Raw genomic sequence first — 21,119 nt, 5'->3', positions numbered from 1 at the left:
AAAAATGCGTATTAGCACCCAGATGATGTACGACCAGAACATGCGGGGAATCACCGATTCCCAGAGCAAGTGGCTGAGCTACGGTGAACAAATGTCCACCGGTAAGCGTGTTAACCGTCCGTCGGACGATCCAATTGCGGCGTCGCAGGCGGTTGTGCTGTCACAGTCGCAATCTCAGAATAGCCAGTTTGCCCTGGCGAGAACGTTCGCCACGCAAAAAGTCTCTCTGGAAGATAACGTGCTGAGCCAGGTTAACGCGGCGATCACCAGTGCGAAAGAGAAACTCGTCAACGCAGGAAATGGCACGTTAAGTGATGACGATCGCCTGTCACTGGCGAGTGACTTGCAGGGTATTCGCGATCAGCTGATGAACCTGGCAAACTCAGCGGATGGTAATGGCCGGTATATTTTTGCTGGCTATAAGACCGAAGCGCCACCGTTTGATTCCGTGACCGGTGATTACAACGGGGGCACGCAGGCCATTTCTCAGCAGGTTGATACCGCCCGTAACATGGTGATTAGCCACACCGGTCAGCAGATCTTTGAAAGTATTACCAGTAACGCTAAAGAACTGCCTGGCGGCGGTTATGGCGAGACGAATATGTTCAAGATCCTCGACACGGCGATTTCCGCGCTTAAGGTTCCTGTTGATAACGACTCTGCGGCAGCAGAAGTGCAGAATAAAGCGATTTCTGACGCACAGATCGGCATCACCAATACCCAGAACAATGTCCTTACCGTCGTTGCGGATGTGGGTACCAAGATGAACGAACTGGAAAAACTCGATAACCTGGGTGATGACCGCGCCCTGGGGCAGACTCAGCAGATGAGCGATCTGGTCGATGTTGACTGGAACAGTGCGATTTCTTCTTACATTATGCAGCAGGCAGCCTTGCAGGCCTCTTATAAGGCGTTTAGCGACATGCAGGGCATGTCTCTGTTCCAGTTGAATAAATAACATCTTCACCTCTTGGAACATGTCTTGAAACTGGGCATGTTTTGACTGCCCAATCCGTCTGGATTGGGCATTTTTTTTAGGCGATTTCTGCCTGTGCTGAGGTGACGCGAGCGCTCTCAATCAGGCGGATAACCAGTGCAATGACCCCACACACCGTTGCAAGGGCGACCACCCCGGTCCAGCCTGCCAGCGTATAGATATTACTGCCCAGCACGGAACCCAGCGCCATGCCGATGAAAACCACCGTAAAGAGCAAGGCATTCAGGCGTCCCCGGGCCTGTGGCTCAAGGCTATAAACCAGATTCTGGTGCGCCACCAGGCTTGACTGCAGACCCAGATCAAACCCAACGGCGGAGAGGGCGATAAGGATCAATTGCCCATGAACACCCAACGCCGGCATCAGGAACATCAGGGCGAATGAGACGGTTACCAGGACAGCTCCAAGCTGCGTGACTTTCCCGGCGCCCAGCTTATCGGCCAGACCACCCGCCAGCGGAGCGGCTAACGCACCTGCGGCGCCCGCAATACCAAATCCACCCGCTACCGCACTCCCTAAGTGATAACGTTCGAGCAGCATTACCGCCAGCGTAGACCAGAAAGCACTAAAGGCAATCGACAGAAAACCCTGAGCCAGTGCCGCACGGCGCAGAGCCGGATAACGACGCCACAGGTGTTCCATAGAACGCAGCAGCGCGGGATAGCTCAGGGTGGAGTGGATGGCAAACCGCGGAAGAACGGCCCACATCACAGCACCGACGAACGCAATGCTTGCCGCTGCAAGCTGGTACATGACGCGCCAGCCAAAGGCTTCGCCCACCACGCCGCTGACGGTCCGGGAGAGCAGAATACCCAGCAACAGACCGGTCATTACCGTGCCGACGGTTTTACCCTGTTTGCCTTCCGGTGCAAGGATTGCCGCGGCAGGGACGATATCCTGCGCCATGGTCGCCGCCATACCAATCAGCAGGCTTGCCAGTAACAGCGAGTGCAGTTGCCCGGTCAGGCTACAGCCCAATAAAAACAGGGCCAGGGCCGCACTTTTAATCAGAATTAACGTTCTGCGATCGTGACGATCGCCGAGCGGCAGCAGGAAGAGTATGCCGAGCGCATAGCCTGCCTGGGTAAGCGTCGGGACCAGCCCCATGCCTTCGATGCTCAGGTGAAGATCGGCGCCCATCAGTGGCAGCAGAGGTTGTGCGTAATAGATGGATGCCACGCTAAAGCCAGCCCCTAAGGCCAGCATAAAAATCACCCAGCGGCTGGCGGCGTGGGGAGCAGTTGTTGTGTTCATAAGACGTTCCTCATTCATCGTGTGGGGCTATTTTTTATCACTGCGCCTTGCGACGGTAGAGGGCCTGGTGGTAAAACGCTTATACGTTAAACGTATGACAGATAAAAACATGAAGCGAGTTGAACGTATAGACAGGGTGGAGTTGATGCGGACGTTTGTCCGCATTGTGGAAGCCGGGTCGTTATCCGGGGCAGCAAGGCAGCTGGCAACCACCCAGGCCACGGTGAGTCGCCGTCTTCAGTCTCTGGAGACGCTCCTGGGGGCGCGGCTGTTGTTGCGTACCACTCATGCGACCAAACTTACCGACGACGGCGAACGCTGCTATCAGCATGCCCGCCGGGTCATTGACAGCTGGCTGGCGCTGGAAGATGAAATCGGCCAGACAGAAGATGAACCGGTTGGTGTTCTGCGGGTGCGCGCGCCGCACGCCTTTGGGCAGGATCAGCTTCTGAAACCGTTAACGGAGTTTTTGCAGCGTTATCCTCAGCTCTCCGTCGAGTGGATGTTGAATGACAAGTCGGTGGATTTCCTGAGCGATAACCTGGATTGCGCCATTCGCGTGGGAGCCGATGTTGATCCGGCGACCGTTTCCGTGCTGCTGGCAGAGGTGCCGCGCTGCGTGGTGGCCTCGCCAGCATTACTGGCCCGGTTTCCACCGGTTAAAACGCCGGAGGATCTGCAGGTGCTTCCGTGGATTGCCATCAATACGTTTTACCAACGTCATGTGGATTTGCAGGAGGTGAGCACGGGCCAGTCAGCACGTATCAGCATTACGCCGCGACTGAGCACCGATAGCCTCTATGTGGCCCGTAATACGGTCCTGACAGGTCTGGGCGTTGCCGTCGTATCAAGCTGGACGGTACAAGAGGATATTCAGGAAGGGCGCTTGATCCATTTACTGCCGGAGTGGCAACCTGCGGCGCTGCCGGTTCATCTGGTTTATCCATGGTCGCGCTACTATCCGGCACGATTACGCCGTTTTCTGGAGATGATGAAACAGGTGATGCCGGGCATTGCCGGGATGAGAAAGCCGGTAAACGGGTAATAAAAAAGCCGACCCGGAGGTCGGCTTTTTACGCTATGTGTCGTTATTCGACAGACTGCGGACGGGTGGCGGGAGCAGTCGCCTGATGCGTTGCACTGTGTCCACCGGCAGCGCCTTTGCCTTCAAAGTTGAATGCAGGGCGTACCCAGTCGCTGTGACGCGGTGCTTCAGGCACATAATCCGGCGCCGGGGCGCGCGTCATGGGTGCTGTGGCAACGTGAACAGGGGCTGGCGTGACGGCTACCGGCTCGGCTTTCACCTCTGGTGCTTTTACGTCAGCGGCTTCACGAACGGGTTCTGCTTCAATCTCAACGTCCTGAACCACTTCTTCAGTGACGGTTTCGACAACCACGTCTGCAGCTTCTTCAACAGTAGCTGCTGGTTCAACTTCTTCCGCAACCTCTTCAGCGACCACGGTGTCTTCTTCAGCGATAAAGTGCGGTGCGGCATCAACTGGCGCGGCAATCACTTCCGGATGCGTGGTTTCAACGTCAACGGCGTGAGGCGCTTCAGCTTCAACAGCCTGCGGTTCAACCACCTGAGGTTCCACTGCAACGGCTGCTTCTGTCACCGTTTCTTCAACGGCGATAACCGGGGCAATCACCTCTTCGGTGACAGACTGCTCTTCAACAACCTGCTCCGGACGTGCAACAGGATAGCGGATCCAGACCTTCCCGGATGCCATTTCAGGTGACGCGCACGCCACGGTTAACGGCATAGCAGACTGCGTCGGATAGCGCTCGTCACGGTAACGGCGACGACGCTGACCGCTGACGCGCAGATGACGAGGAGAGCGACGTGAACGACGCGGCATACCTGCGTTATCACGACCTTCACCGTTTTCATCCTGCTCGGCGTTATTCTCAACCACGGCAGGCAGATCCACTTTCGCCAGCTGGGTATTCGGCACGCTTTCCTCTGCTGGCGGAACGACAACAACAGTCTCTTCCACTGGCTGTGCACCGACGCGCACTTTCTGAGTCAGTTGACGCTGCTTACGACGTGGCATGACCTGAGTACGTTCTTCCTGCTCGGTCTCCTGCTGTTCAGCAGGCTCTTCGCGATTCAGGTTTTTAACGTCCTGCTGGGCCTGGCGTTTCTCGTCGTTACGGCGACGGTTGCGCTCACGGCGAGGCTGCTGCTCGTCGCGCTGTTTGCTCTTCTCAGACTCATCGCCCGCCTGCTGGCGAATTTCGCGATCTTCAACGTTCTGCTGTTGTTTCTCGCGACGGTTACGACGGTTGTCTTCGCGTTGCTCACGGCCTTCATTGTTGTCCGAACGATTGTCACGGCGTTCGTTACGGTCATTGCGCTCGTTACGATCGCGGCGGTTGTTCTGACGCTTACGACGGTCCTGCTGACGCTCAGGTTTGGCCGCTTTTGGCTCTTCTTTCGGCTGCTCCGGCTGAACCTCTTCACCCGCGAACATCTTCTTCAGCGCACCGAAGAGACGGCTCAGCAGACCCGGTTGTGCTGGTTCGGCTTTTGCCACCGCTTCCGGTTTTTGCGCCGCCGGTTTAGCCGCTGGTTTTTCCAGAGCACTTTCTGGCGGTGCTTCTGGCATGATGAAGGTCGCTAATGCAGGCTGCTCTGGCAGTTTACGCTCGGCAGGCTCTTCATCGGATGGCAGCGCCATCTCTTCTTCATGCAACTTCGGCAGCAGGTAGCTGAGCGTGCTGGTCTCTTCACCCTTACGGACACGCAGCACGTGATAGTGCGGGGTTTCCATCTGGTCATTTGGCACGATAATGCAGCGAACGCCGCCCTGACGCGCTTCAATGGCACTCACCGCAGCACGTTTTTCGTTCAGCAGGTAGGAGGCAATTGGCACTGGAACAATGGCGTGAACCTCTTTGGTATTCTCTTTCAGCGCTTCTTCTTCAATCAGACGCAGAATTGAGAGAGACAGAGATTCGTTATCACGGACGGTCCCGGTACCGGAGCAGCGCGGGCAAACGTGATGGCTGGATTCACCCAGTGATGGGCTAAGACGCTGACGGGACATCTCCAGCAGGCCAAAGCGTGAGATATGGCTGATCTGGATACGCGCACGATCCTGACGTACCGCTTCGCGCAGACGGTTTTCAACCGCACGCTGGTGGCGAACAGGAGTCATGTCGATAAAGTCGATAACAATCAGGCCACCCAGGTCGCGCAGGCGGAGCTGGCGGGCGATTTCATCAGCGGCTTCAAGGTTGGTGTTGAAGGCGGTCTCTTCGATATCACCGCCGCGCGTTGCACGTGCGGAGTTGATGTCGATTGCGGTCAGCGCTTCCGTGGTATCAATAACGATAGAACCGCCGGATGGCAGACGCACTTCACGCTGGAAGGCGGACTCAATCTGGGATTCGATCTGATAGTGGCTGAACAGCGGGATTTCACCGGTGTACAGTTTGATTTTACTGGTGAAGTCCGGACGGCCCAGTGCGGCGATGTGCTGGCGAGCCAGCTCAAGCACTTTCGGGTTGTCGATCAGAATCTCACCGATGTCCTGACGCAGATAGTCGCGGAAGGCACGCACGATAACGTTGCTTTCCTGGTGGATCAGGAACGGAGCAGGGCGGCTTTCCGCTGCTTTCTGGATGGCTTCCCAGTGCTTCAGACGGAAACTTAAGTCCCACTGCAGCGCTTCGGCTGATTTGCCCACACCGGCGGTACGCACGATAAGACCCATGCCATCCGGCAGTTCAAGACTGGCCAGCGCTTCTTTCAGCTCAGTACGGTCATCACCTTCGATACGGCGAGAGATGCCACCCGCACGCGGGTTGTTTGGCATCAGTACCAGATAACTCCCTGCCAGGCTGATAAAGGTTGTCAGTGCGGCACCTTTATTGCCACGCTCTTCTTTATCAATCTGAACGATCACTTCCTGACCTTCACGCAGAACATCTTTGATATTCGGACGGCCGTGAGAGTTGTAGTTAGCAGGGAAATATTCGCGGGCGATTTCTTTCAGAGGGAGGAAACCATGACGCTCAGCACCGTAATCGACAAATGCAGCTTCAAGACTGGGTTCAATGCGGGTGATTTTACCTTTGTAAATGTTCGCTTTTTTCTGTTCGTGTCCAGGACTTTCGATATCCAGATCGTACAGGCGCTGCCCATCCACAAGGGCGACACGCAACTCTTCTTGCTGAGTTGCGTTGATTAACATTCTTTTCATCGTAACTTACTCGTTATTCTTACATTGACGACAAAGCTGCGGGCAAGGTGACGCTTTCCGGGGTATGAACCGATGGCCTCGTGTCTATTCACGTCGCCAACCTCACGGTTGTCGCTCGCTTAAGAGGCGCAGAGTGTCGGTTGCCTGTATTTCATACGGAAAAACAGCGCAATTATCAGGGGAATTGCCTGGGTAAAACTCTCCAGAGAACAATCCTTATACCGGGAAGTACTGCAACCCGCAGCCCGCTAACTGCCTGAAAGATCAATACGTCTTACGCCATTGCTGCGTGGATGATCGGTCAGACAAAATTGGTCATTCCGTCGATATCCTTACAAAACCCGGATTTAACGCGGAAAACGGCTTCATTATTCCACTGCTCGCCGGGTTATAGCAAGATGACTTTTACCAATTATCACCCGGTTACTCACAGTTTCTTCACTTCAGGTTGGTGATTGGTTTAATAACCACCAAATCGATTGTGCGAAACGGGGGGCTGGCCGGATAAAAGTAAATATAAGCATAGAAAAATGAGTGGCGCTAATGCCTGACGATATTTAGAATCGCCAACCATGAAAACAGAGACTCCAGCCGTAAAAATGGTTGCTATCGCCGATGATGAAGCGGGGCAACGTATCGATAACTTTTTGCGCACCCAACTGAAAGGTGTGCCAAAAAGCATGATTTACCGCATCCTGCGTAAGGGCGAGGTGCGGGTTAACAAAAAACGCGTGAAGCCTGAGTATAAGCTCGAAGCCGGTGACGAAGTACGTATCCCACCGGTGCGTGTTGCCGAACGTGAAGAAGAGGTCGTGTCGCCTAAGCTGCAGAAGGTGGCCGCCCTGAGTGATGTGATCCTGTATGAAGATGATTACATCCTGGTGTTGAATAAACCGTCGGGTACGGCAGTACACGGTGGCAGCGGTCTGAGTTTCGGCGTGATCGAAGGGCTGCGCGCGCTGCGCCCGGAAGCCCGTTTCCTCGAACTGGTTCACCGTCTCGATCGTGACACCTCTGGCGTGCTGCTGGTCGCCAAAAAACGTTCTGCCCTGCGCTCATTGCACGAGCAGTTGCGTGAAAAAGGGATGCAGAAAGATTATCTGGCGCTGGTGCGCGGTCAGTGGCAGTCCCACGTTAAAGTGGTACAGGCGCCGCTACTGAAAAATATTTTGCAAAGCGGTGAGCGAATCGTCCGTGTGAGCCAGGAAGGTAAACCGTCTGAGACACGCTTTAAAGTGGAAGAGCGTTATGAGTTCGCCACGCTGGTGCGCTGTAGTCCGGTTACCGGCCGTACCCACCAGATTCGCGTGCATACCCAGTTTGCTGGCCATCCGATTGCTTTTGACGACCGTTATGGCGACAGGGAGTTTGATAAGCAACTGGCGGGGACGGGGCTGTCGCGTCTGTTCCTGCATGCGGCAGCGCTGAAGTTTACCCATCCGAATACCGGCGAGACTATACGCATTGAAGCGCCGCTGGATGAGCAGTTGAAACGCTGCCTGAAAGTTCTGCGCGGCTAAGGTAAACGTTAAACGGCAACGAAGTTGCCGTTTTTAATGTTTGCACCCTCTGCCTGTGGGAGAGGGCATCAGGCCGCAACGGTCACGCCGTCAGCGGATTACACGCTTCGCGTCTTAACATCTGGCACAGCGCTATCAGCGGCAAGCCCACCAGCGTGTTCGGATCACGCCCCTCCAGTTTTTCGAACAGCGCAATCCCAAGACCTTCACTTTTAAAACTGCCCGCACAGTTTAGCGGCCGTTCACGACGCACATAATCTATGATTTCTTGCTCACTCAGGTGCCGGAAATGGACATCAAACGGCTCGCATTCGGTCTGCAGGTGGCCCGCGGCGGAGTTATAGAGTGCGAGGCCGGTATAGAAGGTAACAATATTACCTCGCGCCTGCATAAGCTGTTTACAGGCGTTCTCTTCGGTGTGCGGCTTACCGGTAATGACGCCATCCAGTACACAAACCTGATCGGAGCCTATAATCAAATGCGAAGGGTATCGTGCGGCAAGCGACTGGGCTTTTTCTTTCGCCAGACGGGTCACTAGATGACGCGGTGACTCGCCAGGTTGTGGCGTCTCGTCAACGTCCGGCGCGGCGCACTCAAACGGGATCCCGAGCTTTTCCAGCAATATTCGGCGGTAGGGAGACGTGGAAGCGAGAACGAGATTTGGCATATTTTTATCACCAGATATAGCGTATCGATGCCAGCCATTTTAAACTACAGGCCGCAATGTGTGCGAATAATTGGCAAAAGGCAGCCCTGGTTGCCTTTTTCTTTGACTATATGACGTTACAAAGTTAATATGCGCGCCCTATGCAAAAGGTAAAATTACCCCTGACTCTTGATCCGGTTCGTACGGCTCAAAAACGCCTCGATTATGAAGGTATCTATACTTCCGATCAGGCTGAGCGTATTGCCGAATCCGTAGTCAGTGTGGACAGTGATGTGGAATGCTCCATGTCGTTCGCTATCGATAACCAGCGCCTTGCCGTTTTAACCGGTGATGCAAAGGTGACGGTAACGCTCGAATGTCAGCGTTGCGGGAAACCGTTCACACAGCATGTTCACACAACGTATTGTTTCAGTCCGGTTCGTTCTGACGAACAGGCTGAGGCACTCCCGGAAGCGTATGAGCCGATTGAGGTTAACGAATTCGGTGAAATCGATCTTCTGGCTCTGGTTGAAGATGAAATCATCCTCACCTTGCCAGTGGTTCCGGTGCATGATTCTGAACACTGTGAAGTGTCCGAGGCGGACATGGTCTTTGGGGAACTGCCTGATGAAGCGCAAAAACCAAACCCATTTGCCGTATTAGCCAGCTTAAAGCGTAAGTAATTGAGGAGTAAGGTCCATGGCCGTACAACAGAATAAACCAACCCGTTCCAAACGTGGCATGCGTCGTTCCCATGACGCGCTGACTGCAGTTACCAGCCTGTCTGTAGACAAGACTTCTGGTGAGAAACACCTGCGTCACCACATCACTGCTGACGGTTTCTACCGCGGCCGCAAGGTTATCACTAAGTAATCACGCGTTTGCGTGATTAGGCTTAGTGAGGAACTCCCCGTGCAAACGGGGAATTTACCGAACCAGGCTGCGACGATACCTTGACACGTCTAACCCTGGCGTTAGATGTCATGGGAGGAGATTTTGGGCCTTCCGTGACAGTGCCTGCAGCATTGCAGGCACTGAATTCTAATTCGCAACTCACACTTCTTTTAGTCGGCAATCCCGACACAATCACGCCATTACTTGCAAAAGCTGACTTCGAACAACGTTCGCGTCTGCAGATTATTCCTGCGCAGTCAGTTATTGCCAGTGATGCCCGGCCATCGCAGGCGATTCGCAATAGCCGTGGCAGCTCTATGCGAATGGCACTGGAGCTGGTAAAAGAAGGACGTGCGCAGGCCTGCGTCAGCGCGGGAAATACCGGCGCGCTGATGGGGCTGTCGAAATTACTGCTCAAGCCTATTGAGGGCATTGAGCGTCCGGCGCTGGTGACGGTACTCCCGCATCAGCAAAAGGGCAAAACGGTGGTGCTCGATCTGGGCGCTAACGTCGATTGTGATAGTACAATGCTGGCTCAGTTTGCCGTGATGGGGTCGGTGCTGGCAGAAGAAGTGGTCGGGATCAACACTCCCCGTGTTGCGTTACTGAACATAGGTGAAGAAGAGACCAAAGGCCTGGACAGCATTCGTGAGGCTGCCGAATTGCTTAAACAGGTTCCCTCCATCAACTATATTGGTTATCTCGAAGCCAATGAGTTGCTGACGGGGAAAACGGATGTTCTGGTGTGTGATGGCTTCACTGGAAACGTGACGTTGAAGACCATGGAAGGGGTTGTGCGAATGTTCCTTTCTCTCCTCAAATCGCAGGGAGAAGGTAAAAAAAGCGCCTGGTGGCTGATTTTATTGAAGCGTTGGTTACAAAAAAGCCTGACGCGGCGATTCAGTCACCTCAACCCCGACCAGTATAATGGCGCCTGTCTGTTAGGATTGCGCGGCATTGTGATCAAGAGTCACGGTGCCGCCAATCAGCGAGCATTTACTGTCGCCATTGAACAGGCAGTGCAGGCGGTGCAGCGACAAGTCCCTCAGCGGATTGCCGCTCGCCTGGAATCTGTATTAGCTAAAAGTGACTGAGCGTACATGTATACGAAGATTATTGGTACCGGCAGCTATCTGCCAACACAAGTGCGAACCAACGCCGATCTGGAAAAAATGGTAGATACGTCTGACGAGTGGATTGTCACGCGCACAGGTATCCGTGAACGTCGTATCGCCGCGCCAGACGAAACCGTGTCCACCATGGGTTACGAAGCCGCACAGCGTGCTATCGAAATGGCGGGCATCGATAAAGAACAGATTGGTTTGATCGTGGTCGCCACGACATCTGCCACACATGCTTTCCCAAGCGCAGCGTGCCAGGTGCAGAATATGCTCGGTATTAAAGGCTGCCCGGCGTTTGACGTTGCCGCAGCCTGCGCAGGTTTCACCTATGCATTGAGCATTGCCGATCAGTATGTAAAATCCGGCGCGGTGAAGTATGCGCTGGTGATCGGGGCTGACGTGCTGGCGCGTACCTGCGATCCAACCGATCGTGGAACGATCATTATTTTTGGTGATGGTGCGGGTGCCGTACTGCTGGGCCAGTCTGAAGAGCCGGGCATCATCTCCACGCATCTGCATGCTGACGGTAGCTATGGCGAACTGCTGACGCTGCCTAACGCCGACCGTGTGAATCCGGACAACTCTATCTACCTGACCATGGCAGGTAACGAGGTGTTTAAGGTTGCAGTGACGGAGCTGGCACACATTGTTGATGAAACGCTGGAAGCCAATAACCTTGAACGCACTGCACTCGACTGGCTGGTGCCGCATCAGGCGAACCTGCGTATTATCAGTGCGACCGCGAAAAAGCTGGGCATGTCGATGGATAACGTTGTGGTGACGCTCGATCGCCACGGCAATACCTCTGCGGCGTCAGTACCGTGCGCCTTTGATGAAGCGGTACGTGACGGACGAATCAAACGGGGCCAGTTGGTCTTGCTTGAAGCCTTCGGTGGCGGGTTCACCTGGGGTTCCGCGCTGGTTCGTTTCTAGGATAAGGATTAAAAGATGACGCAATTTGCTTTTGTGTTCCCGGGGCAGGGCTCTCAAACCGTTGGGATGTTGTCTGAAATGGCAGCAAACTATCCGGTAATCGAAGAGACTTTCCGTGAAGCTTCCGATGCACTGGGTTATGATTTATGGGCGCTGACCCAACAGGGTCCGGCCGAAGAGCTGAACAAAACCTGGCAGACTCAGCCTGCTCTGCTGACCGCTTCCGTTGCGCTGTGGCGCGTCTGGCAGCAGAAGGGCGGTAAAGCGCCAGCCCTGCTCGCGGGCCATAGCCTGGGTGAATACTCTGCGCTGGTCTGTGCCGGTGTGATTGCCTTTGCTGACGCGGTACGCCTGGTAGAGCTGCGTGGTAAATTCATGCAGGAAGCGGTGCCAGAAGGCACGGGCGGCATGTCTGCTATTATCGGTCTCGACGATGCTTCCATCGCAAAAGCGTGTGAAGAATCAGCAGAAGGTCAGGTGGTTTCACCGGTTAACTTCAACTCGCCAGGTCAGGTGGTTATCGCCGGTCATAAAGAAGCGGTTGAACGTGCAGGTGCAGCCTGTAAAGCCGCGGGCGCGAAACGTGCGCTGCCGCTGCCAGTGAGTGTTCCGTCCCACTGTGCGCTGATGAAACCTGCTGCTGACAAGCTGGCGGTTGAACTGGAAAAAATTACCTTTAACGCACCGACGATTTCCGTTGTGAACAACGTCGATGTGAAATGTGAAACTACGCCGGAGGCTATCCGTGACGCGCTGGTTCGCCAGCTCTATAGCCCGGTACAGTGGACCAAAACCGTTGAGTTTATGGCCTCTCAGGGCGTTGAGCACCTGTACGAAGTCGGCCCAGGGAAAGTCCTGACCGGTCTGACAAAACGTATTGTTGACACCCTGACTGCCTCGGCGATTAACGAGCCGGAAGCTATTGAAGCGGCACTCTCGCAATAAAAGAGGAATACCATGAGTTTTGAAGGAAAAATTGCCCTGGTCACTGGCGCTAGCCGCGGTATCGGGCGCGCCATTGCTGAAACACTGGCCGCGCGCGGCGCGAAAGTGATTGGTACAGCAACCAGCGAGAATGGCGCGAAGGCCATCAGCGACTATCTGGGTGCGAACGGTAAAGGTCTGGTACTGAATGTGACTGAGCCTGCATCTATCGAATCTGTTCTGGAAAATATTCGCGCAGAGTTTGGCGAAGTGGATATTCTGGTCAATAATGCCGGGATCACTCGCGATAACCTGTTGATGCGAATGAAAGACGACGAGTGGAACGATATTATCGAAACCAACCTGTCATCTGTATTCCGTCTGTCAAAAGCGGTAATGCGCGCTATGATGAAAAAGCGTCATGGTCGTATTATCACTGTCGGTTCTGTGGTTGGTACCATGGGAAATGCTGGTCAGGCTAACTACGCTGCGGCGAAAGCAGGTCTGATTGGTTTCAGTAAGTCGCTGGCGCGTGAAGTCGCGTCCCGCGGTATTACTGTAAACGTTGTTGCTCCGGGCTTTATTGAAACGGACATGACGCGTGCGCTGACTGATGAGCAGCGTGCGGGTACGCTGGCAGCTGTTCCAGCGGGCCGCTTAGGCGACCCTAAAGAAATTGCCAGCGCGGTTGCATTTTTAGCCTCTGACGAAGCGGGTTACATCACTGGTGAGACCCTCCACGTCAACGGCGGGATGTATATGGTTTAATCACGATCGAAAATATTTGCGTTATTGGGGGGATTGGCCTCAAAATAACGTAAAATCGTGGTAAGACCTGCCGGGATTTAGTTGCAAATTTTTCAACATTTTATACACTACGAAAACCATCGCGAAAGCGAGTTTTGATAGGAAATTTAAGAGTATGAGCACTATCGAAGAACGCGTTAAGAAAATTATCGGCGAACAGCTGGGCGTTAAGCAGGAAGAAGTTGTGAACTCCGCTTCCTTCGTTGAAGACCTGGGCGCAGATTCTCTTGACACCGTTGAGCTGGTAATGGCTCTGGAAGAAGAGTTTGATACTGAGATTCCGGACGAAGAAGCTGAGAAGATCACCACCGTTCAGGCTGCCATTGATTACATCAACGGCCACCAGGCGTAAGTGAACATCTCCAGGCGGTCATTCGACCGCCTGAGTTTTATCTTTTTTAGTCCCACGAATCTCTTTTTTTATCCCTCCCTGGAGGACAAACGTGTCTAAGCGTCGTGTAGTTGTGACCGGACTTGGCATGTTGTCTCCTGTCGGCAATACCGTAGAGTCCACCTGGAAAGCTCTCCTTGCCGGTCAGAGCGGCATCAGCCTAATCGACCATTTCGATACTAGCGCCTATGCAACGAAATTTGCTGGCTTAGTAAAGGATTTTAACTGTGAAGAGATCATCTCGCGTAAAGAACAGCGCAAGATGGATGCCTTCATTCAATATGGAATTGTCGCTGGCGTTCAGGCCATGCAGGATTCTGGCCTTGAAATTACGGAAGAGAACGCAAGCCGTATCGGTGCCGCTATCGGCTCCGGGATTGGCGGTCTTGGCCTGATTGAGGAAAACCATACATCTCTGATGAATGGCGGACCGCGTAAAATCAGCCCGTTCTTCGTTCCGTCCACGATTGTTAATATGGTGGCGGGTCACCTGACCATCATGTTCGGTCTGCGTGGGCCAAGCATTTCTATCGCGACTGCATGTACCTCTGGCGTGCATAACATCGGCCAGGCCGCGCGTATCATTGCGTACGGCGATGCAGATGCTATGGTGGCGGGCGGTGCTGAAAAAGCCAGTACCCCGCTTGGCGTGGGTGGCTTTGGTGCTGCGCGTGCTCTGTCTACCCGCAACGATAATCCTCAGGCGGCAAGCCGTCCGTGGGATAAAGACCGTGACGGTTTCGTGCTGGGTGATGGTGCGGGTATGCTCGTTCTGGAAGAGTACGAACATGCGAAAAAACGTGGTGCGAAAATTTATGCTGAAGTCGTTGGCTTTGGTATGAGTAGCGATGCCTATCACATGACGTCACCGCCGGAAAATGGCGCAGGCGCTGCGCTGGCCATGGAAAACGCGATTCGCGATGCGGGTATCACTCCTGCGCAAATCGGATACGTTAACGCGCACGGTACCTCTACCCCTGCGGGCGATAAAGCAGAAGCTCAGGCTGTGAAGTCTATCTTCGGCGAATCTGCCAGCCGCGTACTGGTCAGCTCCACAAAATCCATGACCGGTCACCTGTTGGGTGCGGCGGGGGCAGTAGAGTCTATTTACTCTATTCTTGCGCTGCGCGACCAGGCTGTTCCGCCAACCATCAACCTGGATAATCCGGATGACGGTTGCGATCTGGACTTCGTTCCTCACGAAGCGCGCCAGGTGAGTGGAATGGAGTACACCCTGTGTAACTCCTTCGGCTTCGGCGGTACTAACGGTTCTCTGATCTTCAAAAAGATCTGAATCTGCGTACCCTATGGCTGTGAAAAAAGGTCCGCTTGTCGGGCCTTTTTTATTAAGGCTAATCTTCTTGTCGGCTGCATGACATCCTGCCAGACTAAACGCCCACGCATAAGGAGCCACCATGTTTTTAATCAATGGCCTTGAGCAAGATTCTCTGCCTGCCAGCGACAGGGCGACTCAGTTTGGTGATGGTTGCTTTACCACCGCGCGCATTGTGGATGGTGACGTATGTCTGCTGGACGCGCATATACGCCGTCTGCAAACAGCCTGCGAGACGTTACTGATCCCTTTTACGCAATGGGACACATTGCGCCAGGAAATGCGCCAGCTTGCGTCTGGAAAACGCAATGGGGTACTCAAAGCAATTATCAGTCGCGGCAGCGGTGGACGCGGTTACAGCGGCGCCAGTTGCCAGCATCCCACCCGGATCCTGTCAGTTTCTGCGTATCCTGCCCATTATCCACGCTGGCGCGACGAGGGCGTTACCCTGACGCTCAGCCCGGTACGACTGGGAAGAAACCCTATGCTTGCAGGGATAAAACATCTCAATCGTCTTGAGCAGGTGCTAATCCGTACTCATCTTGAGCAGACGGCAGCCGATGAAGCGCTGGTTCTTGACAGCGAAGGGTTCATTACGGAATGCTGTGCGGCTAATTTATTCTGGCGGCAGGGCAAGACGGTTTTCACGCCTTCGCTGGAACAGGCGGGAGTCAACGGTATTATGCGTCAGTTTTGTTTGCAGCAGCTGGCACGCTCTGACTTTTACGTTGTCGAAGTTAACGCACGCGAAGAGGCGTTGCAGGCAGCAGATGAAATCGTTATTTGCAACGCACTGATGCCGGTTATACCTGTCCGCGCCTATGGTCAATTTTGCTTGCCATCGCGCGAGCTGTTTGAGTTTTTAGCCCCGATATGTGAGCAAACCAGATAGTCATGAAGAAAATGTTACGCTTTGTCCTCCTCCTTATCGTTGCGCTGGGTGTCGCTGGCGGTGCAGGAGTGTGGAAAGTTCGTCAGCTGGCGGACAGTAAGATCCTGATTAAGGACGAAACGATATTTACCCTGAAAGCGGGAACCGGGCGACAGGCGCTTGGAGAACAGCTTTACCGCGACAAAATCATCAATCGCCCACGTGTGTTCCAGTGGTTATTGCGTATTGAACCTGATCTGTCTCATTTCAAAGCCGGCACCTATCGTTTTACGCCTGGCATGACCGTCAGAGAGATGCTGCAGCTGCTGGAAAGCGGCAAAGAAGCGCAGTTCCCGCTGCGTTTTGTTGAAGGTATGCGTCTGAGTGATTACCTTAAACAGCTGCGTGACGCACCGTATATTAAGCATACGCTAAAAGATGATAGTTACCAGACGGTTGCCGAGGTACTGGAATTTGAACATCCGGAGTGGGTTGAGGGCTGGTTCTGGCCGGACACCTGGATGTATACGGCGGGAACAACCGATGTGGCGATCCTGAAGCGTGCGCACAAAAAAATGGTCGCGGCGGTGGAGGCTGCATGGGACGGACGCGCCGATGGCCTGCCGTATAAAGACCAAAACCAGTTTGTCACCATGGCCTCAATTATCGAGAAGGAGACCGCGGTGGCTTCAGAGCGCGACCAGGTCGCGTCGGTCTTTATCAACCGACTGCGCATTGGCATGCGTCTGCAAACTGACCCTACCGTGATCTACGGAATGGGTGAGAGCTACAGCGGCAAGATCTCACGAAAAGATCTGGAGACGCCGACGGCGTATAATACCTACGTTATTAGCGGTCTGCCGCCAGGCCCGATTGCCACGCCGAGCGAAGCCTCGCTTAAGGCGGCCGCGCATCCGGCAAAAACACCGTATCTCTACTTTGTGGCTGATGGAAAAGGGGGGCATACCTTTAACACCAACCTTGCCAGCCATAATCGCTCTGTTCAGGACTATCTGAAGGCACTTAAGGAAAAAAATGCGCAGTAAATACATTGTCATTGAGGGACTCGAAGGCGCCGGTAAAACCACAGCCCGCAACGTGGTGATCGATACGCTAAAAGCGCTTGGCGTTGCGGACATGGTGTTTACCCGTGAGCCGGGCGGTACGCAGCTGGCTGAAAAGCTGCGCAGCCTGGTGCTGGATATCAAATCCGTGGGCGACGAAGTTATCACTGACAAAGCCGAAGTGCTGATGTTCTATGCCGCGCGCGTGCAGCTGGTTGAAACGGTCATCAAACCGGCCCTGGCCGCCGGCAAGTGGGTCATTGGCGACCGTCACGATCTGTCGACTCAGGCGTATCAGGGCGGGGGACGAGGTATTGACCAGACGATGCTGGCAACGCTGCGCGACGCGGTATTGGGCGATTTTCGTCCCGATCTGACGCTCTATCTGGATGTGACGCCGGAAGTGGGCCTGAAACGTGCGCGCGCTCGCGGTGAGCTGGATCGTATTGAGCAAGAGTCGCTCGACTTCTTTAATCGCACCCGCGCGCGTTATCTTGAACTCGCCAGTCAGGACCATTCCATTCGTACAATCGATGCGACCCAGTCCCTGGAAGAAGTGACCCGTTCCATTGAGGAAACGGTCAAACAATGGCTACAGGAGCAACAGGCATGAAATGGTACCCATGGTTGCGCCCGCACTTTGAACAGCTGATTTCCAGCTATCAGGCCGGACGGGGGCATCATGCGTTACTGATTCAGGCATTGCCAGGCATGGGTGAAGATGCGTTGATCTACGCCATCACCCGTTTTTTGATGTGCCAGCAGCCAGAAGGGCATAAAAGCTGCGGTAAATGCCGTGGCTGCCAGCTGATGCAGGCAGGCACTCATCCTGACTACTACACGCTGGAGCCTGAAAAGGGCAAAAGCGCGCTCGGTATTGATGCCGTGCGTGAAGTGAGTGAAAAATTATACGAACACGCGCGACTGGGCGGCGCAAAAGTCGTCTGGCTGAAAGACGCCGCGCTACTGACCGAGGCGGCGGCGAACGCGCTGCTTAAGACCCTGGAGGAGCCACCGGAAAAAACGTGGTTCTTCCTGTCATGCCGCGATCCGGGACGATTATTGCCGACGCTACGCAGTCGTTGTCGACTTCATCACCTTGCGATCCCGCAGGAATCGTGGGCGCTGAGCTGGCTGGAACGAGAGGTGACAACGTCACCGGATAGCGCGTTGTCCGCGCTGCGTCTCAGCAGTGGCGCACCCGCCGCCGCGCTGGCACTGCTGCAGCCTGATGTCTGGTCGCAACGGGAAGCACTGTGCCGCGCTGTAGAATCGGCGCTGGAGAGCCGCGACTGGCTGAGTGTGTTGCCTGCACTCAACAGCGATCAGGTTGCCGGGCGTCTGCACTGGCTGGCCGCGTTACTTCTTGATGCGCTCAAGATCCAGCAGGGGGCCACGCTACTGACCAATCCCGATGTCTGGCCGCTGGTGAATACTCTGGCGAATCGCCTGTCAGGCGCCACGTTGCGCGCAATTCTGCACGATGTTTGCCAGAGCCGTGAACAGCTTTTGACAGTAACCGGTCTCAATCGCGAGCTTGTGCTGACCGACCAGTTATTGCGTATCGAACATTACCTGCAACCAGGCGTTACACCGCCTGTTTCCCATCTCTGAGAGAGACATTATGTTTTTAGTCGACTCACACTGCCATCTCGATGGCCTGGATTATCAATCCCTGCATAAAGACGTGGACGACGTGCTGGCAAAAGCCGCCGCCCGCGATGTGAAATTTTGCCTTGCCGTGGCCACCACGCTGCCGGGCTATCGCACCATGCGTGAACTGGTAGGCGTCCGCCCTGACGTTGTTTTCTCCTGTGGCGTGCATCCGCTTAATCAGGACGAGGCGTACGACGTTGAGGAGTTGCGCCGCCTGGCGGCGGAAGAGGGCGTGGTCGCCATGGGGGAAACCGGGCTCGATTATTACTACACGCCTGAAACAAAGGCGTTGCAGCAGGAGTCGTTCCGTCATCACATTCGCATCGGGCGTGAACTCAACAAACCGGTTATCGTTCATACCCGTGACGCGCGTGCCGATACGCTGGCGATCCTCAGGGAAGAAAACGTGACGGATTGCGGTGGCGTACTACACTGTTTCACAGAAGACAGAGAAACGGCGGGAAAACTGCTTGATTTAGGGTTTTATATCTCGTTTTCCGGGATCGTGACGTTCCGTAACGCTGAGCAGCTTCGGGATGCCGCGCGTTATGTGCCGCTCGATCGTGTTCTGGTGGAAACAGATTCTCCTTATCTGGCACCGGTACCGCATCGTGGTAAAGAAAACCAGCCAGCGATGACCAGAGACGTGGCTGAATACATGGCCGTTCTGAAGGGCGTCAGTATCGAAGAACTGGCCCGTGTCACGACGGAAAACTTCTCTACCCTGTTCCATATTGACCCCGCCCGCCTGCAATCTGTCTGATACACCTGTTTTTTTTAGGCTCGTAATTAATAGTTAAAACGAGTAAAGTTCACCGCCTCATTTGGGGCGGTGATGGTGTTTTTTGACACATCCAGAAATGCTTTTTGTAAATAACTGAAAGTTTTTCGACCGTCTTAAGCTGAAACGTGATAGCCGTCAAACAAAGTCAGAGGGAATTATTTTACTCTGTGTAATAAATAAAGGGCGCTTAGATGTCCTGTCCACGGCACGGTACTCCCCCCGGGCCAATGCGTGAAAGCGTAAAAAAAGCACAAATACTCAGGAGCACTCTCAATTATGTTTAAGAATGCATTTGCTAACCTGCAAAAGGTCGGTAAATCGCTGATGCTGCCAGTATCCGTACTGCCTATCGCAGGTATCCTGCTGGGTGTCGGTTCTGCAAACTTCAGCTGGCTGCCAGCCGTAGTGTCCCACGTGATGGCCGAAGCAGGCGGTTCCGTCTTTGCTAACATGCCGCTGATCTTCGCTATCGGTGTTGCTCTGGGCTTCACCAATAACGACGGCGTTTCTGCGCTGGCTGCAGTGGTTGCCTACGGCATCATGGTGAAAACCATGGCTGTGGTTGCACCGCTGGTTCTGCATTTACCTGCTGAAGAGATCGCAGCGAAACACCTGGCGGATACCGGTGTTCTGGGCGGTATCATCTCCGGTGCGATTGCAGCGTATATGTTTAACCGCTTCTATCGCATTAAGCTGCCTGAGTATCTGGGCTTCTTCGCGGGCAAGCGTTTCGTTCCGATTATCTCTGGTCTGGCAGCGATTTTCACGGGTGTGATCCTGTCCTTCATCTGGCCACCAATCGGTTCCGCTATCCAGACCTTCTCTCAGTGGGCTGCTTACCAGAACCCGGTTGTCGCGTTCGGTATCTACGGCTTCGTCGAGCGTTGCCTGGTGCCATTTGGTCTGCATCACATCTGGAACGTTCCATTCCAGATGCAGATTGGTGAATTCACCAACGCAGCGGGCCAGGTGTTCCACGGTGATATCCCTCGTTACATGGCGGGTGACCCAACAGCAGGTAAACTGTCTGGTGGCTTCCTGTTCAAAATGTACGGTCTGCCAGCTGCGGCAATTGCTATCTGGCACTCTGCTAAACCAGAGAACCGTGCAAAAGTGGGCGGTATCATGATCTCCGCAGCGTTGACCTCGTTCCTGACCGGTATCACCGAGCCAATCGAGTTCTCCTTCATGTTCGTTGCGCCGATCCTGTACGTTATCCACGCGATTCTGGCTGGCCTGGCGTTCCCAATCTGTATCCTGCTGGGTATGCGTGACGGTACGTCCTTCTCACACGGTCTGATCGACTTCATCGTTCTGTCCGGTAACAGCAGCAAACTGTGGCTGTTCCCAATCGTGGGTGCGTGCTATGCCGTTGTCTACTACACCATCTTCCGCGTGCTGATCAAAGCACTGGACCTGAAAACACCAGGTCGTGAAGATGCGACTGAAGACAGCAAAGCAGGCGCGACCAGCGAAATGGCTCCGGCACTGGTTGCAGCGTTCGGCGGTAAAGAAAACATCACTAACCTGGACGCATGTATCACTCGTCTGCGTGTGAGCGTTGCCGACGTCGCGAAAGTAGACCAGCCGGGTCTGAAAAAACTGGGCGCAGCGGGTGTGGTTGTTGCAGGTTCTGGTGTTCAGGCAATCTTCGGGACCAAATCCGATAACCTGAAAACCGAAATGGATGAATACATCCGCAACAGCTAAGCTGTGAC

At 54.3% G+C, this 21,119-nt stretch carries 20 protein-coding genes; 17 read left to right on the top strand and 3 right to left on the bottom strand.

What is annotated here, in order from left to right; genetic code table 11:
- Positions 1 to 4: 4 nt before the first annotated feature.
- On the top strand, positions 5 to 958 hold the full coding sequence (gene flgL / locus NQ842_RS15600; RefSeq protein WP_014831439.1) for a flagellar hook-associated protein FlgL: 954 nt from the start codon (positions 5 to 7) through the stop codon (positions 956 to 958).
- Positions 959 to 1,034: 76 nt separating this feature from the next.
- Here flgL and NQ842_RS15595 read toward each other — a convergent pair whose 3' ends face one another.
- Positions 1,035 to 2,249 carry an MFS transporter gene (locus tag NQ842_RS15595; protein WP_083021107.1) on the bottom strand — a complete coding sequence of 405 codons (1,215 nt, stop codon included), beginning with the start codon at positions 2,247 to 2,249 and terminating at the stop codon, positions 1,035 to 1,037.
- A 16-nt stretch (positions 2,250 to 2,265) separates the two neighbouring features.
- Between NQ842_RS15595 and NQ842_RS15590 the strand changes: the two genes are divergently transcribed.
- Positions 2,266 to 3,294, top strand: coding sequence for a LysR family transcriptional regulator (locus tag NQ842_RS15590; protein WP_373371738.1), 1,029 nt, complete (start codon positions 2,266 to 2,268; stop codon positions 3,292 to 3,294).
- Between the two features lie 43 nt (positions 3,295 to 3,337).
- On the opposite strand, the gene rne is transcribed toward NQ842_RS15590, so the two are convergent.
- The gene (rne, locus tag NQ842_RS15585; RefSeq protein WP_047362212.1) at positions 3,338 to 6,457 is read right to left on the bottom strand and encodes a ribonuclease E; all 3,120 of its coding nucleotides are present in this window, start codon (positions 6,455 to 6,457) and stop codon (positions 3,338 to 3,340) included.
- A gap of 572 nt (positions 6,458 to 7,029) precedes the next feature.
- On the opposite strand from rne, the gene rluC reads away from it, so the two are divergent.
- A complete protein-coding gene (rluC, locus tag NQ842_RS15580; protein ID WP_014831443.1) occupies positions 7,030 to 7,977 on the top strand; it encodes a 23S rRNA pseudouridine(955/2504/2580) synthase RluC in 948 nt (315 codons plus the stop codon).
- Between the two features lie 82 nt (positions 7,978 to 8,059).
- Here the strand turns inward: rluC and NQ842_RS15575 are convergent, their stop codons facing one another.
- On the bottom strand, positions 8,060 to 8,644 hold the full coding sequence (locus NQ842_RS15575; RefSeq protein WP_047362211.1) for a nucleoside triphosphate pyrophosphatase: 585 nt from the start codon (positions 8,642 to 8,644) through the stop codon (positions 8,060 to 8,062).
- 140 nt (positions 8,645 to 8,784) lie between these two features.
- On the opposite strand from NQ842_RS15575, the gene yceD reads away from it, so the two are divergent.
- From yceD to ptsG, 14 genes are all read left to right on the top strand, one after another.
- A complete protein-coding gene (yceD, locus tag NQ842_RS15570; RefSeq protein ID WP_013097124.1) occupies positions 8,785 to 9,306 on the top strand; it encodes a 23S rRNA accumulation protein YceD in 522 nt (173 codons plus the stop codon).
- Positions 9,307 to 9,322: 16 nt separating this feature from the next.
- On the top strand, positions 9,323 to 9,496 hold the full coding sequence (rpmF, locus tag NQ842_RS15565; RefSeq protein WP_003857964.1) for a 50S ribosomal protein L32: 174 nt from the start codon (positions 9,323 to 9,325) through the stop codon (positions 9,494 to 9,496).
- An 80-nt stretch (positions 9,497 to 9,576) separates the two neighbouring features.
- A complete protein-coding gene (plsX, locus tag NQ842_RS15560) occupies positions 9,577 to 10,611 on the top strand; it encodes a phosphate acyltransferase PlsX (protein ID WP_063411321.1) in 1,035 nt (344 codons plus the stop codon).
- Between the two features lie 6 nt (positions 10,612 to 10,617).
- Entirely contained in the window at positions 10,618 to 11,571 is a 954-nt protein-coding gene (locus NQ842_RS15555) for a beta-ketoacyl-ACP synthase III (protein ID WP_014831446.1), read from the top strand.
- A 15-nt stretch (positions 11,572 to 11,586) separates the two neighbouring features.
- Positions 11,587 to 12,516, top strand: coding sequence for an ACP S-malonyltransferase (gene fabD, locus NQ842_RS15550; RefSeq protein ID WP_014831447.1), 930 nt, complete (start codon positions 11,587 to 11,589; stop codon positions 12,514 to 12,516).
- Between the two features lie 12 nt (positions 12,517 to 12,528).
- A complete protein-coding gene (gene fabG, locus NQ842_RS15545) occupies positions 12,529 to 13,263 on the top strand; it encodes a 3-oxoacyl-ACP reductase FabG (protein WP_013097120.1) in 735 nt (244 codons plus the stop codon).
- 154 nt (positions 13,264 to 13,417) lie between these two features.
- Positions 13,418 to 13,654 carry an acyl carrier protein gene (gene acpP / locus NQ842_RS15540; RefSeq protein WP_003857954.1) on the top strand — a complete coding sequence of 79 codons (237 nt, stop codon included), beginning with the start codon at positions 13,418 to 13,420 and terminating at the stop codon, positions 13,652 to 13,654.
- A gap of 91 nt (positions 13,655 to 13,745) precedes the next feature.
- Positions 13,746 to 14,987 carry a beta-ketoacyl-ACP synthase II gene (gene fabF / locus NQ842_RS15535; RefSeq protein WP_014831448.1) on the top strand — a complete coding sequence of 414 codons (1,242 nt, stop codon included), beginning with the start codon at positions 13,746 to 13,748 and terminating at the stop codon, positions 14,985 to 14,987.
- 121 nt (positions 14,988 to 15,108) lie between these two features.
- Entirely contained in the window at positions 15,109 to 15,918 is an 810-nt protein-coding gene (gene pabC, locus NQ842_RS15530) for an aminodeoxychorismate lyase (RefSeq protein WP_014831449.1), read from the top strand.
- 2 nt (positions 15,919 to 15,920) lie between these two features.
- Entirely contained in the window at positions 15,921 to 16,943 is a 1,023-nt protein-coding gene (yceG, locus tag NQ842_RS15525) for a cell division protein YceG (protein ID WP_046888579.1), read from the top strand.
- Complete coding sequence (gene tmk / locus NQ842_RS15520; RefSeq protein WP_014831451.1) at positions 16,933 to 17,574, top strand: dTMP kinase; 642 nt, start codon at positions 16,933 to 16,935, stop codon at positions 17,572 to 17,574. The genes yceG and tmk overlap by 11 nt, the downstream gene beginning before the upstream one ends.
- Entirely contained in the window at positions 17,571 to 18,575 is a 1,005-nt protein-coding gene (holB, locus tag NQ842_RS15515) for a DNA polymerase III subunit delta' (protein WP_014831452.1), read from the top strand. Before tmk ends, holB begins: the two co-directional genes overlap by 4 nt.
- A 10-nt stretch (positions 18,576 to 18,585) precedes the next feature.
- Complete coding sequence (locus NQ842_RS15510; protein ID WP_257256049.1) at positions 18,586 to 19,380, top strand: metal-dependent hydrolase; 795 nt, start codon at positions 18,586 to 18,588, stop codon at positions 19,378 to 19,380.
- A gap of 297 nt (positions 19,381 to 19,677) precedes the next feature.
- On the top strand, positions 19,678 to 21,111 hold the full coding sequence (gene ptsG / locus NQ842_RS15505) for a PTS glucose transporter subunit IIBC (RefSeq protein ID WP_192544263.1): 1,434 nt from the start codon (positions 19,678 to 19,680) through the stop codon (positions 21,109 to 21,111).
- Positions 21,112 to 21,119 lie beyond the last annotated feature (8 nt).

Source organism: Enterobacter cloacae complex sp. R_G8 (assembly GCF_024599795.1).
Classification (GTDB): Bacteria; Pseudomonadota; Gammaproteobacteria; order Enterobacterales; family Enterobacteriaceae; genus Enterobacter; species Enterobacter dissolvens.
Note: the sequence above shows the minus strand (reverse complement) of the source record. Positions and strands in the feature narration are given on the sequence as shown.

Excerpts from the sequence above, each read along its gene's own strand:
- flgL (WP_014831439.1), top strand. The coding sequence starts at position 5 with ATGCGTATTAGCACCCAGATGATGTACGACCAGAACATGCGGGGAATC.
- NQ842_RS15595 (WP_083021107.1), bottom strand. The coding sequence starts at position 2,249 with ATGAACACAACAACTGCTCCCCACGCCGCCAGCCGCTGGGTGATTTTT.
- rne (WP_047362212.1), bottom strand. The coding sequence starts at position 6,457 with ATGAAAAGAATGTTAATCAACGCAACTCAGCAAGAAGAGTTGCGTGTC.
- rluC (WP_014831443.1), top strand. The coding sequence starts at position 7,030 with ATGAAAACAGAGACTCCAGCCGTAAAAATGGTTGCTATCGCCGATGAT.
- NQ842_RS15575 (WP_047362211.1), bottom strand. The coding sequence starts at position 8,644 with ATGCCAAATCTCGTTCTCGCTTCCACGTCTCCCTACCGCCGAATATTG.
- yceD (WP_013097124.1), top strand. The coding sequence starts at position 8,785 with ATGCAAAAGGTAAAATTACCCCTGACTCTTGATCCGGTTCGTACGGCT.
- rpmF (WP_003857964.1), top strand. The coding sequence starts at position 9,323 with ATGGCCGTACAACAGAATAAACCAACCCGTTCCAAACGTGGCATGCGT.
- NQ842_RS15555 (WP_014831446.1), top strand. The coding sequence starts at position 10,618 with ATGTATACGAAGATTATTGGTACCGGCAGCTATCTGCCAACACAAGTG.
- fabD (WP_014831447.1), top strand. The coding sequence starts at position 11,587 with ATGACGCAATTTGCTTTTGTGTTCCCGGGGCAGGGCTCTCAAACCGTT.
- fabG (WP_013097120.1), top strand. The coding sequence starts at position 12,529 with ATGAGTTTTGAAGGAAAAATTGCCCTGGTCACTGGCGCTAGCCGCGGT.
- acpP (WP_003857954.1), top strand. The coding sequence starts at position 13,418 with ATGAGCACTATCGAAGAACGCGTTAAGAAAATTATCGGCGAACAGCTG.
- pabC (WP_014831449.1), top strand. The coding sequence starts at position 15,109 with ATGTTTTTAATCAATGGCCTTGAGCAAGATTCTCTGCCTGCCAGCGAC.
- yceG (WP_046888579.1), top strand. The coding sequence starts at position 15,921 with ATGAAGAAAATGTTACGCTTTGTCCTCCTCCTTATCGTTGCGCTGGGT.
- tmk (WP_014831451.1), top strand. The coding sequence starts at position 16,933 with ATGCGCAGTAAATACATTGTCATTGAGGGACTCGAAGGCGCCGGTAAA.
- holB (WP_014831452.1), top strand. The coding sequence starts at position 17,571 with ATGAAATGGTACCCATGGTTGCGCCCGCACTTTGAACAGCTGATTTCC.
- NQ842_RS15510 (WP_257256049.1), top strand. The coding sequence starts at position 18,586 with ATGTTTTTAGTCGACTCACACTGCCATCTCGATGGCCTGGATTATCAA.
- ptsG (WP_192544263.1), top strand. The coding sequence starts at position 19,678 with ATGTTTAAGAATGCATTTGCTAACCTGCAAAAGGTCGGTAAATCGCTG.